This is a genomic window from Streptomyces sp. ID05-39B, from assembly GCF_033794725.1.
In the GTDB taxonomy this organism is placed as follows: domain Bacteria; phylum Actinomycetota; class Actinomycetes; order Streptomycetales; family Streptomycetaceae; genus Streptomyces; species Streptomyces bobili.
Genome location: NZ_JARGEF010000070.1, coordinates 1 through 13,588, shown reverse-complemented (window position 1 = coordinate 13,588; position 13,588 = coordinate 1). Strand labels below are relative to the sequence as shown.

General features: G+C 73.0%; 13 protein-coding genes. 10 read left to right on the top strand and 3 right to left on the bottom strand.

Annotation, left to right across the window (positions count from 1 at the left end):
* Positions 1–2 precede the first annotated feature (2 nt).
* The 7 genes from P1P75_RS17505 to P1P75_RS17475 are packed head-to-tail and all read left to right on the top strand — an operon-like array spanning position 3 to position 7,651.
* Positions 3–1,028 carry an SDR family oxidoreductase gene (locus P1P75_RS17505; protein ID WP_319256273.1) on the top strand — a complete coding sequence of 342 codons (1,026 nt, stop codon included), beginning with the start codon at positions 3–5 and terminating at the stop codon, positions 1,026–1,028.
* Complete coding sequence (locus tag P1P75_RS17500) at positions 1,016–2,299, top strand: DUF4910 domain-containing protein (RefSeq protein WP_319256271.1); 1,284 nt, start codon at positions 1,016–1,018, stop codon at positions 2,297–2,299. The genes P1P75_RS17505 and P1P75_RS17500 overlap by 13 nt, the downstream gene beginning before the upstream one ends.
* 5 nt (positions 2,300–2,304) lie before the next feature.
* Positions 2,305–3,594, top strand: coding sequence for a hypothetical protein (locus P1P75_RS17495; protein ID WP_319256269.1), 1,290 nt, complete (start codon positions 2,305–2,307; stop codon positions 3,592–3,594).
* Entirely contained in the window at positions 3,591–4,538 is a 948-nt protein-coding gene (locus tag P1P75_RS17490) for a glycosyltransferase family 2 protein (RefSeq protein WP_319256267.1), read from the top strand. Before P1P75_RS17495 ends, P1P75_RS17490 begins: the two co-directional genes overlap by 4 nt.
* Positions 4,535–5,761 carry a polysaccharide pyruvyl transferase family protein gene (locus P1P75_RS17485; protein WP_319256264.1) on the top strand — a complete coding sequence of 409 codons (1,227 nt, stop codon included), beginning with the start codon at positions 4,535–4,537 and terminating at the stop codon, positions 5,759–5,761. Before P1P75_RS17490 ends, P1P75_RS17485 begins: the two co-directional genes overlap by 4 nt.
* On the top strand, positions 5,758–6,309 hold the full coding sequence (locus P1P75_RS17480; protein WP_319256261.1) for a dTDP-4-dehydrorhamnose 3,5-epimerase: 552 nt from the start codon (positions 5,758–5,760) through the stop codon (positions 6,307–6,309). Before P1P75_RS17485 ends, P1P75_RS17480 begins: the two co-directional genes overlap by 4 nt.
* A 7-nt stretch (positions 6,310–6,316) precedes the next feature.
* Positions 6,317–7,651, top strand: coding sequence for a glutamate-1-semialdehyde 2,1-aminomutase (locus P1P75_RS17475; RefSeq protein ID WP_319256259.1), 1,335 nt, complete (start codon positions 6,317–6,319; stop codon positions 7,649–7,651).
* A gap of 12 nt (positions 7,652–7,663) precedes the next feature.
* Here P1P75_RS17475 and P1P75_RS17470 read toward each other — a convergent pair whose 3' ends face one another.
* On the bottom strand, positions 7,664–8,362 hold the full coding sequence (locus P1P75_RS17470) for a phosphatase PAP2 family protein (RefSeq protein ID WP_319256257.1): 699 nt from the start codon (positions 8,360–8,362) through the stop codon (positions 7,664–7,666).
* A gap of 309 nt (positions 8,363–8,671) precedes the next feature.
* Between P1P75_RS17470 and P1P75_RS17465 the strand changes: the two genes are divergently transcribed.
* Entirely contained in the window at positions 8,672–9,310 is a 639-nt protein-coding gene (locus P1P75_RS17465; protein ID WP_319256255.1) for a sugar O-acetyltransferase, read from the top strand.
* Between the two features lie 3 nt (positions 9,311–9,313).
* Here the strand turns inward: P1P75_RS17465 and P1P75_RS17460 are convergent, their stop codons facing one another.
* Positions 9,314–10,534, bottom strand: coding sequence for a DUF418 domain-containing protein (locus P1P75_RS17460; protein ID WP_319256253.1), 1,221 nt, complete (start codon positions 10,532–10,534; stop codon positions 9,314–9,316).
* Positions 10,531–11,592, bottom strand: coding sequence for a CocE/NonD family hydrolase (locus P1P75_RS17455; protein WP_319256251.1), 1,062 nt, complete (start codon positions 11,590–11,592; stop codon positions 10,531–10,533). Before P1P75_RS17455 ends, P1P75_RS17460 begins: the two co-directional genes overlap by 4 nt.
* A gap of 111 nt (positions 11,593–11,703) precedes the next feature.
* Between P1P75_RS17455 and P1P75_RS17450 the strand changes: the two genes are divergently transcribed.
* Positions 11,704–12,369, top strand: a complete 666-nt coding sequence (locus P1P75_RS17450; protein WP_319256249.1) for a GNAT family N-acetyltransferase — start codon at positions 11,704–11,706, stop codon at positions 12,367–12,369.
* Positions 12,366–13,298 carry a PaaX family transcriptional regulator C-terminal domain-containing protein gene (locus tag P1P75_RS17445; protein WP_319256247.1) on the top strand — a complete coding sequence of 311 codons (933 nt, stop codon included), beginning with the start codon at positions 12,366–12,368 and terminating at the stop codon, positions 13,296–13,298. Before P1P75_RS17450 ends, P1P75_RS17445 begins: the two co-directional genes overlap by 4 nt.
* Positions 13,299–13,588: the final 290 nt, after the last annotated feature.

Genomic DNA, 13,588 nt, shown 5'->3' with positions numbered 1-13,588 from the left:
CTGTGCGCGTACTGCTGACCGGACATCAGGGCTATCTGGGCACCGTGATGGCCCCGGTCCTCACGGCCGCCGGGCACGAGGTCGTCGGCCTCGACGCCGGCCTGTTCGCCGACTGCGTCCTGGGCCCGGCGCCCGACGACCCGCGGGGGCACCGGGTGGACCTGCGCGATGTCACGGCCGAACACGTGTCCGGGGTGGACGCCGTGATCCACCTGGCCGCGCTCTCCAACGACCCACTGGGGTCGCTGGCGCCGGACCTCACCTACGACATCAACCACCACGCCTCCGTACGCCTCGCCCGGCTTGCCCGCGACGCGGGAGCGCGGCGCTTCCTGTACGCGTCCACCTGCTCGGTGTACGGCGCGGCCGGCGGTGAGGGCCTGGTGACCGAGGACGCCCCGCTGCGCCCGGTGACCCCGTACGCGGAGTCCAAGGTGCGGGTGGAGGACGAACTGCACGCCCTGGCCGACGACGACTTCACCCCGGTGTACATGCGCAACGCCACCGCCTTCGGCTACTCGCCCCGGCTGCGCGCCGACATCGTGCTGAACAACCTGGTGGGCCACGCCCTCCTGTCCGGCGAGGTCCTCGTGCTCTCCGACGGCACGCCCTGGCGCCCGCTGGTGCACGCCGCCGACATCGCACGGGCCTTCACGGCCGCGCTGACCGCGCCGCGCGAAGCGGTCCACGACCGGGCGTTCAACATCGGCAGCGAGGTCAACAACGTCACGGTCGCCGAGATCGCCGAGCAGGTCGCCGAGGCGGTGTCCGGCGCGAAGGTGGTGATCACCGGGGAGAACGGGGCCGATCCGCGGTCGTACCGGGTGGACTTCGCCCGGTTCCGCGCCGCCGTACCCGGCTTCGACTGCGAGTGGACGGTGAAGCGTGGCGCGCTCGAACTCGCCGACGCCTACCGCGAACACGGGCTGACCCAGGAGGACTTCGAGCGGCGCTTCACCCGGCTCGCCGTGCTGCGCGCCGCGTCCGACGCGGGCACCGTCGACGACACCCTGCGGTGGCGCCGATGACAGCGCCCGGCGAGGAGATGCACGCGCTGGTGGAGCGGCTGTACCCGCTGTGCCGGAGCATCACGGGCGACGGGGTGCGCGCCACCCTGGACATCGTCGGCGAGTACATCCCGCTCCAGGTGCACGAGGTACCGACCGGGACCCAGGTGCTCGACTGGACGGTGCCGCAGGAGTGGAACATCCGCGACGCGTACATCGCCGACGCCGCCGGCCACCGGGTCGTCGACTTCGCCGCGTCCAGCCTGCACGTGCTCGGCTACAGCGTGCCGGTTTCGGCGACCATGCCACTGGCGGAGCTGCGTGAACACCTGCACACCCTGCCCGAGCAACCGAGCTGGGTGCCGTACCGCACCAGCTACTACAAGCCCGCATGGGGGTTCTGCCTGGCCCAGGAGACGCTGGACGCGATGCCCGACGGCGAGTACGAGGTGCACATCGACTCCACCCTCGCCGACGGCCACCTCACCTACGCCGAACACGTGGTCCCCGGGCAGGTCCCCGACGAGGTGATCGTCTCCTGCCACGTCTGCCACCCCTCGCTGGCCAACGACAACCTCGCCGGCATCGCCGTGGCCACGTTCCTGGCCCAGGCGCTGGCCCGGAGAACGCCGTACTACACCTACCGGTTCATCTTCGCGCCCGGCACCATCGGGGCGATCACCTGGCTGGCGCGCAACGCCGAGCGGGTGGAGCGGGTCAAACACGGCCTGGTGCTGGCCTGCGCCGGCGACCGGGGGCAGCTGACGTACAAACAGAGCAGGCGCGGCGACGCCGATATCGACCGGGTGATGCGCCACGTACTGGCGGCCTCCGAACGCCCGCACCACGTCACCGAGTTCACTCCGTACGGCTACGACGAGCGCCAATACTGCTCGCCCGGCTTCGATCTCGGCGTGGGCTCGCTCACCCGCACCCCGTACGCCGGCTACCCCGAGTACCACACCTCGGCGGACAACCCGGACTTCGTCTCCCCGGAGGCGATGGCGGACACCCTCGCCGTCTGCCGTGAGGCGTTCGCCGTCCTGGACCGCAACCGGCAGTACGTCAACCTCAGCCCCTACGGCGAACCGCAGCTGGGCCGGCGCGGGTTGTACGACGCGCTCGGTGGCCGCAGCGACACCAAGCAGGCCCAGCTGGCCATGCTCTGGGTGCTCAACCTGTCCGACGGCGAGCACAGTCTGCTGGACGTCGCCGAGCGGTCCCGGCTGCCGTTCGGTGCCGTCGCCGCCGCGGCCGACGCGCTGCACGGCGCCGGGCTGATCAAGGCATGACGCCGATGACCACCGAGGGGGAGAAAGCGACGAGGCCGGCCGGCTCGGCCCGGCGGGCCCTCGTCGGCCGGCTGTCCTGGGGCCTCGCCGACCAGGCGGCCTCCAGCATGACCAACTTCGCGGTGGGCATCTATGTGGCGCGCTCGCTGGGCGTGACCGCGTTCGGCGTGTTCAGCCTGGCCTGGGTGACCTACGGCGTGGTACTCAGCGTGTCGCGCGGCCTGGCCACCGACCCGCTCGTGGTGCGCTTCAGCGGGGTGCCGGACGCCTCCTGGCGGGGGGCGGTGGCCCGGTCGTCGGGTACCGCGCTCGGCGTCGGTGCCGCCATCGGCGTGGCGTGTCTGGTGGCCGGCCTCGCCGTCGGCGGTCGCGTGGGGGCCGCGTTCGCCTGCCTCGGTGTCATGCTGCCGGGACTGCTGCTCCAGGACGCCTGGCGGTACTCGTTCTTCGCCGCCGGCACCGGGCGGAAGGCGTTCGTCAACGACCTCGTGTGGGGGGTCGCCCTCGTCCCGGCTCTGGTGGTGGCGGCCCGTCAGGGCAGCGTGGCCGCCTTCGTGCTGGCCTGGGGCGCGTCCGCGACCGTGGCCGCCGGGTACGGCTGCCTCCAGTCCGGCATCCGGCCCCGGATGACCGGGGCACGCGGGTGGCTGCGCGAGCAGCGCGATCTCAGCTACCGGTACCTCGTCGAGAACGTCGGCGTCAGCGGCGCGAGCCAGCTGCGGGCGTACGGGCTCGGCGCGATCGTCGGGGTCGGCGCGGTGGGGGCCATCCGGGGCGCCGAGCTGCTGCTCGGCCCGTTCCTCGCCGTGCTGATGGGGCTGTCCCTCGTCACCGTCGCGGAGGCGGCCCGGGTGCTGCGGCGGGCCCCGCACCGGCTGGCCGGGTTCTGTCTCGTGCTCGGCGCCGGGCAGGCCGTCGCCGCGCTGCTCTGGGGCGCGGCGCTGCTGCTGGTGCCGGGCAGGCTCGGCGAGCTGGTGCTCGGTGACGTCTGGGACTCCGCCTCGGCGCTCATCGTGCCGGCCGCGCTCGGCGTCGCGGGCGCCGGCCTCGGCACCGGCGCGGCGGCCGGACTGCGCGCGCTCGGCGCGGCCCGGCGCAGCCTGCGCAGCCAGCTGTTCGCCTCCGCCTGCTATGTCGGCGGCGGTCTCGGCGGGGCGGCCGTGGCCGGCACGGCCGGCTCGGCCTGGGGTGTCGCCGCCGCGACCGTGTGCAGCTCGGCCGTGTGGTGGCTGCACCTGCGCTCCGCTCTGCGCGAGCGCCGTCACAACCCGATTCCCGAAGTGAGGACCTCATGACCGCGCAACCCAGGCTGAGTATCGGCCTGCCCGTGTACAACGGCGAGGAGTACCTCGCCGAGGCGCTCGACGCCCTGCTCGGCCAGACCTACGAGGACTTCGAGCTGGTCATCTCCGACAACGCCTCGACGGACGGCACCCAGGACATCTGCCGCCGGTACGCCGCGAAGGACTCACGCGTCCGGTACGTGCGGCTCACCCGGAACATCGGCGCCGCGCCGAACCACAACTACGTGTTCACCGAGTGCCGCGGCGAGCTGTTCAAGTGGGCCTCGCACGACGACCTGTACGCCCGGGACCTGCTGCTGCGCTGTGTCGAGGCGCTGGACGAGCGGCCGGACGTGATCCTCGCGCACAGCGGCCAGGCGGTCATCGACGGCGACGGCCGGGTGAAGGTGCCGTACGAGTACGGGCTGTCCACCGACTCGCCCCACGCACCGGAGCGCTTTGGCAGTCTGCTGTTCGAGCCCGGTGGCGACGACTTCTACGGAGTGATGCGAGCCGACGTGCTGCGCCGGGTGAAGCCGCACGACAGCTACCACCACGCGGACCGCACGTTCGTCGCCGAGATCACCCTGCACGGGCCCTTCCACCAGGTGCCGGAGCTGCTGTACTTCCGCCGCGACCACCCCACCCGCGCCGAGCGGGCGAACCCGTCCAAGCGTTCCCGCTGCGTCAACCTGGACCCGCGCCGGGCGGGCCCGCTGCACCCGACGCCCCGGCTACTGGCCGAGTACGTCTGGGGCTTCGTCTCGGCGGTCCGGCGGGCGCCGTTGACCCCGGCAGACCGGCGCGCGTGCTACCGGCACCTGGCCGCGTGGATGACCAGCCGGGTCCGGCCCGGCGCCGGCGAGCGGGTCGAGGACCGGGCCCCGGTCGACCCCGGCCGGCTCGACGTCTCCGTCGACGCGGTCGTCGCCGGCCGTGAAGGGAGGCAGGCGTGACCGCTGTCCGCGTGGGAGTGTTCGGCCTGCTCGGCTCCGGCAACCTCGGCAACGACGGATCGCTGGAGGCCGTCCTGGGGTACCTGCGCGCCGAGCACCCGGAGGCGGTGGTGGACGCGCTGTGCGGCGGGCCCGAGGTCGTCGCGGCCCGCTACGGCATCCCCGCGACACGGCTGCACTGGTACCGCGGGGAGTACCGGACCGCGTCACGTGCGGGCGCGATCGCCGGGAAGGGCCTGGGCAAACTCGTCGACGCCGTGCGCACCGCCGCCTGGGTGCGCCGGCACGACGTGGTGATCGTGCCGGGCATGGGTGTCCTGGAGGCCACGCTGCCGCTGCGGCCGTGGGGCTTTCCCTACTCGCTGTTCCTGCTCTGCGCGTCCGGCCGGCTGCTGCGCACCCGGGTGGCGCTGGTCGGCGTGGGCGCGGACACGATCAGCGACCGGCCCACCCGGGCTTTGGTGCGCCGGTCGGCGCGGCTGGCCGCGTACCGGTCCTACCGTGACGCGCTGTCCCGCGACGCGATGCGGGCGATGGGTGTGGACACCTCGCGCGACGAGGTCTACCCGGACCTCGCCTTCGCCCTGCCGACGCCGTCGGCGAGCGCGCCCTCGGGTCCGCCGGATCCGCCGGGCCCGGTCTGCGTCGGGGTCATGGACTTCCACGGCGGCAACGACGACCGCGCGCGGGCCGAGGAGATCCACCGGCGCTACCTCGACGGGACGACCCGGTTCGTCCGCGCGCTGGTCGAGGACGGCAGGCCGGTCCGGCTGCTCACCGGCGACGGGTGCGACGCCGCGGTGGTCGCCGCGATCCTCGACGCGGTGGACTCGCCGCTGGTCACCGCCGCCGAGGCGGCCTCGCTGGCCGACCTGATGAAGGAGACGGCCGCCGCCGACGCCGTGGTGGCGACCCGCTATCACAACCTGGTCTGCGCGCTGAAGGCCGGCACGCCGACGCTGGCGCTCAGTTATGCGGCCAAGAGCGACGCGCTCATGGAGTCGATGGGGCTCGGCGCGTACTGCCACCCGGCGCGCGAGGTCGACGCCGACCGGCTGCTCGAACAGTTCCGGTCGCTGGAGGGGAGGTCGGCGGAGCTGCGGCGGACCCTGGCCGAGCGGAACCTGGCCGCCACCCGGCAACTCGGTGACCAGTTCACCGCCTTGACCGCGGCCCTCTTCCCGGCGGCCGACCACGTCCACACCCTGCGGGAGGCCTCATGAAGGCGACCGAAGTCGCGGCGATCGCCGGCGCGTACCTGTTCGAGCCGACGCCCTACGCCGACGAACGCGGCTTCTTCTGCCGCACCTTCGACGCCGACGTGATCCGTTCGGTGGGCCTCGACCCGGGCGCCTTCGTCCAGGACAGCCTGTCCCGCTCGGTCCGGGGCGTGCTGCGCGGCCTGCACCTGCGCTCGGGCGCCGGCGAGGCCAAGCTCGTGCGGTGCTCGTACGGGAGGATCTTCGACGTCGTGGTGGACCTGCGGCCCGACTCCCCGACGTATCGCGGCCGGGCCTTCTTCGAGCTGTCCGACGAGACGCAGGCGACCCTGTACATCCCGGCGGGGTGCGCGCACGGCTTCCAGGCGCTGACCGGGACCGCCGACACCTCGTACCGGATCGACCGGCCGCACGATCCGGCCGAGGACGTGACGATCGCCTTCGACGACCCCGAGCTCGCCATCCCCTGGCCGCTGCCGGTCACATCGATGTCCCAGCGGGACCGGGAGGCCCCCGGCCTCGCCGAGGTCCTGAAGCACCGAGAGAGTTGAGGCCCGCGTGGACACCGAACCCACCGAAGAGTTCCGGCTGCCCCGGTCGCGGACGGCGAACGAGCGGCTGCACGCCCTGATCCCCGGCGGCGCGCACACGTACGCCAAGGGCGACGACCAGTACCCGGAGAACCTGGCCCCGGTCATCAGCCACGGCCACGGCGCCCATGTGTGGGACATCGACGGCAACCGCTACATCGAGTACGGCTCCGGGCTGCGGTCGGTCAGCCTCGGCCACGCCCACCCCCGCGTGACCGAGGCGGTGCGACGGCAGCTCGACCGCGGCAGCAACTTCGTGCGGCCGTCCGTCGTGGAGGTCGAGGCCGCGGAACGCTTCCTGGCGACGGTGCCGACCGCCGAGATGGTGAAGTTCGCGAAGAACGGCTCCGATGCCACGACCGCCGCGGTGCGCCTCGCCCGCGCGGCCACCGGGCGTGCGCGGGTGGCTCTCTGCGCCGACCATCCGTTCTTCTCCGTCGACGACTGGTTCATCGGCACCACGCCGATGAACGCCGGGGTCCCGGCGGCGACCGAGGACCTGACGGTGGCGTTCCCTTACGGGGACCTGGCCGCCACGGAGGAGTTGCTCACCCGGTACCGGGACGAGGTCGCCTGCCTGATCCTGGAACCCGCCACCCACACCGAGCCGCCGCCCGGATATCTCGCCGGCCTGCGTGAGCTGGCCGACCGGCACGGCTGCGTACTGGTCTTCGACGAGATGATCACCGGCTTCCGCTGGTCCGAGGCGGGCGCCCAGGGCCTGTACGGCGTCGTGCCCGACCTCTCCACGTTCGGCAAGGCGCTGGGCAACGGGTTCGCCGTGTCCGCGCTGGCCGGGCGCCGCGCCCTGATGGAGCTGGGCGGGCTGCGCCACTCCGGCGACCGGGTGTTCCTGCTGTCCACGACGCACGGTGCCGAGACGCACTCCCTGGCAGCCGCGATGGCCGTGCAGACCACCTACGTCGAAGAGGGGGTCACCGCACGGCTGCACGCCCTCGGCGAGCGGCTGGCCGCCGGTGTCCGTGACGCCGCGGCCGCCATGGGCGTCGGCGACCACGTCGTCGTCCGGGGCCGGGCCAGCAACCTGGTCTACGCCACCCTCGACGAGAACGGGCAGCCGTCGCAGGAGTACCGCACCCTTTTCCTGCGCCAACTCCTCGCGGGCGGGGTGCTGGCCCCGTCGTTCGTGGTGAGCAGCGCGCTCGACGACGCCGACATCGACCGGACCGTGGAGGTGGTGGCCCAGGCCTGCGCCGTGTACCGCAAGGCGCTGGACGCGGCCGACCCCACTCCCTGGGTGGCCGGGCGGCCGGTGAAGCCCGTGTTCCGCCGCCTGGCCTGATGTGACGCCTCCTCAGTGAGGCTGCCGCCGACCGGTGTCGGCCGTCCGGTCGGCGGTCCGCTCGGCGAGCCGGTCGGCCGCCCGGTCGGTCAGCCACGCGGTCGCCGGGGTCACCGCCAGCGCGGTGCACCAGCCGCCGAGGACGTCGGTCGGGTAGTGCGCGCCGAGGGCGACCTGCGCCCAGCCCATGGTGGCGCCGGCGACCAGCGCGGCGGCGAACACGAGTGACGTGCCGGCCGTCCTGCCCAGGCCGAGCCGGGAGGTCGCGAGCAGCGCCACCACGAGGGCGAGCGCGGTGAGGAAGGCGGTGTGCCCGCTCGGATAGGACAGGTTGGCGTCGCCGTGGATGGTGCGTCCCACCAGGCGCTTGAGGAGCGTCGCCGTCCCCACGGCCATACCGACGGCGGCGACGGCGAGCACGGCCGCGCGAGGACGCCGAAGCAGCAGACAGGCCGTCACCGTGACCGCGACCAGGATCACCGCTCCGGCGGGCTCCCCGAGAAAGTCCGTGGCCAGAGCGGCGTACCGCAGGGGCGGCCGCACGCTGTCCGCCGTCGGCCGCACGATCCACCTGTCCGCCCTGCCCGGCTCGCTGTGGCCGGCGTACAGGATGCCGAGCACGACGACGACCAGCGCGGCGAGGGCCGCAGCCGTCCCGAGCCACGGGCGCAGCGGTGGGGGCAGCACCGCGGACGCCGGCCGGCCGGTCACAGGCCCGCCCTCGTGCCGTACGGCGACCAGTACGGCGCCCCGTGCGTCAGCCGCCGGTGATCACCCCGCCTCCCCCGCGCACCACCGCGCGGTAAGAACGACTCCAGCCGATTCCATGTCGCGTTCGTCAGATCCTCACGGCCCATGCGGCCAGCCTGCCCCACCACCCGGCCGGCGTCAGGGGATCAGGGACGCGCGATCTCCCCCGAGCCGGACCGGACGGTTGACGGACTGCCTGCAGGGGAGTCTTCGCCCGGGAGAGCGGGTCGGTCCAGTGCCCGCGGAACCGGATGAAGGGAGCGTCCCGCTGTGACGGACGCGTACAACGAAGAAGTGCTCGCCCGGATCGCCGAAGGGCTCGTCTACACCGAGCCGGAAGCGGCCTTCCAGAGTTCCCGGCGCCGGACGGAGCAGATTTTCGCGTACAACCACACGCCTCCGGGTGAGGCGGAGAGGCGTCGGTCACTGCTCCTCGCCATCTTCGGTTCGGTCGGTGAACGCACGGTGCTGCTGCCGCCCTTCCACGCCGGGTTCGGCAGCAATGTCCACCTCGGTGACGACTTCTTCGGGAACGTGAACCTCACGTTCGTCGACGACGTCGACATCCGCATAGGCGACGGCGTCATGATCGCCCCCAGCGTGACGCTGACCACGACGGGGCACCCGGTGCATCCCTCGCGCCGGGTCGACTTCGGGCGCTTCTCCGAACCGATCGTCATCGAGGACAAGGTGTGGATCGGCAGCAATGTGGTGGTCCTGCCCGGCGTCCGTATCGGCTACGGATCGGTCATCGGTGCCGGCAGCGTCGTCAGCCGCAGCATTCCCCCGATGACCGTCGCACTCGGAACACCGTGCCGGGTGGTCCGCGACATCACGGACGAGGACCTCACCACCCGCGTGGCCACGTCGGACCACGGCGACGACCGCGAAGAGGACCGGGTCGGGTAGCGGTCAGCGCGGGGCGCGCTCGCCTCGGCGCAGGGGCGGCCGGGTCAGGGTCGTCCAGGCGCGCAGGAGCCATTCCAGGGGGCCGTAGCGGTACCGGCGCAGCCACCAGCGGCTCGCGACGGCCTGTGCGGTGAAGAGCAGGAGGGCGATGGCCAGGACGCCGGGGGGAGGCACGTCGCCGACGAGAGCCGCGCCGTAGCCGGTGAACAGCAGGGCGCAGACCAGGGACTGGGTGAGGTAGTTGGTCAGGGTCATGCGGCCCGCCGGGGCGAGCGACGCGATCAGCCGGTCCCCGTGCCGGCCGCGGGCGAGCCGGAGAACCGTCGCGGCGTAGGCGGCGGCCAGCAGCGGGGCGGTGACGGCGTCGATGCCCAGGGCGAGGATCTGGTAGGCGCCGCCCGGGTGCTCCAGACTCGCGTGGGCGTACACGGCACCGCCGAGCAGCCCCAGCGTGAAGCCAGTCCACTGGAGCCTGCCCAGTGTCCCGCGATGGCGGGCGATGTCCGCGAGGGCCTGGTGCCTTCCGGCGGCGAGGCCGAGGAGGAAGGCCGCCAGGGCGGCCGGGGCCTGGAAGAGGACGAGCAGGACCAGCACGTCGGGCAGCTGCTCCAGATGGGCGGCGACCACTGATGCCGGGCCGCCGCGCAGCGCCTCGGCGGCCCGCTCGGCACCGGCCGCCGCGGCCGGGTCCACCCCGGAGCCACCCGCCGCATGGACGCGGAGCGCGAGCACGGCGTACGCGGCGGCGGTGACGGCGAAGAGGGCGACGGCGACGCGCACGGCCGTACGCGGCCGCAGCCGACGGGCGGCAAGCAGGATCAGGCCGAGCACCGCGTACGTGGTGAGGATGTCCCCGGGGAAGAGCAGGACCGCGTGCAGGACACCCAGGGTGAACAGGCCGGCCAGGCGCCGAAGGAAGCGGGAGGCGAATCGTGCTCCCTGCCGCTCGGCGGAGGAGAGTTGGAGGGTGAAGCTGTAGCCGAACAGGAACGAGAACAGCAGGAAGAACTTGGCCTCGAAGAACACCGCGACGAACCAGCGGACCGCGTTGTCCCGCGGCGAGGCGAAGCCGGGGTCCTCCAGGCCCGTGCCGTGGTAGGCGGAGGCCAGGTAGCCGATGTTGACGATGAGGATGCCCAGCAGCGCGAAGCCGCGCAGGGCGTCGACGTGGGCGAGGCGTGCGCCGGCCGCCCTGGACGGAGGCGCAGTGGTCGCGGTGGTCACTCGGTCCCCTTGCGGTCGGTGATCCGCGCGACGAAGTCGCGCTGGTGGGCGAGGAATCCGGCGGTGTACAGGCGCCGGGGGGCGAAGACGGCGGTCAGGGTGAGGCGCGGCTGCGAGTTCTCGACGGCGTTGTCGACCAGGGAGTGGGTGGCGTCGGGGTAGTGCCGCACCGTCAGGGAGGCGGGCGGCAGGATGCGGCGGTAGGCGGCCTCGGTGTCGGCGACGTCGACGTTGACGTCGTGGCCGGCCAGCACCAGGAGGGTGGGGGTGCCACGCATGGCGCGCAGGTCCTCGCTCGCGTTGGAGCGGTGGTTCTTGGCGATGAACCGCCAGCGTGCGGCGGTCATGCCGTCGGTGTCGGCGACCGCGGCGCGGTACTGCTCGAAGGTCGCGCCCTCCCGCAGCAGGCGCAGGGTCCTCTCCCGCCGTCGCAGCGCCGTTCGTCTCTCGTCCTGGGTGGCGCCGTCCCTGCGCAGTTCGGCGAGGAGGTTGTAGCGCCCCTGCTGTTGCCAGTCGACGGCCGGTGAGACCGCGATGACGAACCGGACGGCGCGGTCGCGGGCCGCGACTTTGGGCAGCACCCACCCGGCCTGGCTGGCGCCCCAGAGGCCGACGCGCCGGCCGTCGATGTCGGGACGTGTGCGGGCCCAGGCGATCGCGGCGAGGGTCTCCTGCGCACGGTCGTCCATGCTCTGGTCCTGCCAGTCCCCTTGGGAGGCGCCGACGCCGGGCTTGCTCAGGGAGAGCGAGGCGTAGCCGGCCTTCGCGAAGGACTCCCACAGCGGCCGGTAGAAGGTGTCGTGGGTGGCGTCGACGGGCCCGTCACCGTGGACGAGGACCACCAGGCCGAACGGGCCGTCGCCGTGCAGCGGCCTCGCCAGGACGCCGTCCAGCAGCCGCCCGTCGTGGCGCACGGTGACGCGCTCTTCTCGTAGCGCGTAGGTGTTCTGCCAGATCGCGACACCGCCGGTCACCGCGCCGGCCAGCAGGACGGCGACCAGCGACCACACGAGGACGCGTCGGCGACGCCGCACACGCGGCGTCGTTCTTCGGTTCATCTCTCCCCCCAAGAAACTATCAAGTTCAATACGTTCGTTTCAAGAATGAACGTAGTAAGGTCGATAGCGCAAGGGCGGGGCATCCCGGCCCGCCGCACGGAAGGAACACCGATGGAGCCGACGGACCCCCCGAAGAGGGGACCCGAGCCGCAGGACGTCGACGGTGCGGGGGTGCGCAGGGGCGTACCCAGGGGCAGTGAGACGCGCGTGGCCGCGCTGTACTGGGAGGCCTTCGGGCGCAAGCTCGGCGCCGCCCTCAACCCCCCGGACAAGGCCCGCGCCTTCCTCGCGGCCCACCTCCACCACGACCGGGGTGTGGTCGCCGTCGTCGACGGCGAGGTGGCGGGGGTGGCCGGCTACCAACTCGCCGAACGCGGCCTGACGGGCGGCGGCGCCGCCGACGTCCTGTCCACGTACGGGACCCTGCGAGGACTGCCCCGCCTGGCCGTTCTCGCACTGATGGAACGGCGAGCCGCCGACGGCGAACTCGTGATGGACGGCATCGCCGTCGCCCCGGAGCACCGCGGCAAGGGCATCGGCGGCCTCCTGCTGCGCGAGATCGCCGCCGTGGCCGCCGATCGCTCCTGCCGACGCGTCCGCCTCGACGTCATCGACGTCAACCCGCGTGCCCGCGCCCTGTACGAACGGCACGGCTTCGTCGCCGTCCACACCGAGAAGACCCCGTACCTGCGCGGGCTGATGGGCTTCGGTGCCGTCACCACCATGCACCGGCCCGTCACGCCGGCCGCCCCGACGAACTGTCAGGAGGTTCGATGAGCGCCCTCCCGAACACCCCGCCGAACGCACGGGCCGAAGCGGACGGCACCGCCCCCGTGCCCGTCCCCACCCGACTGCTCGTCCACGCCCTCGTCCGCGAGGACGGCACCGTCGACTCCGGTGAGCTGTACGCCGTCGCCGGCCTCCTGGGCATGACCGACCAACAGGTCCGCCTCTGCGTCAAGCGGCTCGTCACCGAGGGCCGCTTCACCCACGAAGGCCGCGGACGCAAGGCTTTGTTGAGGGCGGTCGCCGACGCCACCGGCTCGATCACCCCCAACGTCGCCTACGTCCGCCACGCCTACCGTCAGGACCACGGACTGGCCGCCTGGGACGGCGTCTGGCACCTCTTCGCCTTCGCCATCCCCGAGTCGAGCAGGACGTCCCGCGACGCCCTCCGCGACACCTTGCGCCACCTCGGCGCCGCCCCGGTCCAGAGCGGCCTCTACGTCAGCGCGAACCCCATCGAGAAACTCGTCGAGGCCCAGGCCCACCACCTCGACGTCGCCCACATGGTCACGTTCCTCACCAGCACCGACCTGCGCGTCGGGGGCGTCGACGACCCGCCCTCCCTGGCCGCCGCACTCTGGCCGCTGGACGACATCGCCGCCCGCCACGACCGCCTCGCCGGCCTCGCCCAGGCCTGCCTCGACCGGCTCGCGCGTCCGGAACGCCCCACGGGACCCGAACAGTTGGCCACGGCCATCCAGCTCGCCGCGGCCTTCACCCACGCCATGGAACCGGACCCCCTCCTGCCCCCCGAACTCCTCCCGCAACCCTGGCCGGGGACCCACGCCCGCCGGCTCACGGCCGCCTGCTGGACGGCGCTCGCGGAGGCGGGCACCCATGCCCCTGCCGGGACCCCTGTCCCCCGCCTGTTCGTCCAGTACGAGGACCTCCTCGCGTCGCCCCCCGAGCGCCGCACCTGACGCACGGCCACCCCGGTCGACAGGCGTACCAGCCTCCCCGGCCGACCGGACCGGTTCGATCTCGGTGGTTGAGATTTCACCTACCCGGTTGAAGCGAAGTAAGGCATGCCTTATATGCTGCGTCGGCCCCGTCGCCCCGTCCGGGTCGGGGCGCTCGACCGTACCTCCCGCACGACAGGAACCATGATGCGCAGGACCTCCCGCGGCCTCTTCGCGGCGCTCGCTCTCACCCCGCTTCTGGCCGGCTGTTTCGTGTCGGGCGAGGACGGCTCGGAGGCGGACGCCGAGGG

Excerpts from the sequence above, each read along its gene's own strand:
- P1P75_RS17450 (WP_319256249.1), top strand. The coding sequence starts at position 11,704 with ATGGAGCCGACGGACCCCCCGAAGAGGGGACCCGAGCCGCAGGACGTC.
- P1P75_RS17490 (WP_319256267.1), top strand. The coding sequence starts at position 3,591 with ATGACCGCGCAACCCAGGCTGAGTATCGGCCTGCCCGTGTACAACGGC.
- P1P75_RS17455 (WP_319256251.1), bottom strand. The coding sequence starts at position 11,592 with ATGAACCGAAGAACGACGCCGCGTGTGCGGCGTCGCCGACGCGTCCTC.
- P1P75_RS17445 (WP_319256247.1), top strand. The coding sequence starts at position 12,366 with ATGAGCGCCCTCCCGAACACCCCGCCGAACGCACGGGCCGAAGCGGAC.
- P1P75_RS17495 (WP_319256269.1), top strand. The coding sequence starts at position 2,305 with ATGACCACCGAGGGGGAGAAAGCGACGAGGCCGGCCGGCTCGGCCCGG.
- P1P75_RS17480 (WP_319256261.1), top strand. The coding sequence starts at position 5,758 with ATGAAGGCGACCGAAGTCGCGGCGATCGCCGGCGCGTACCTGTTCGAG.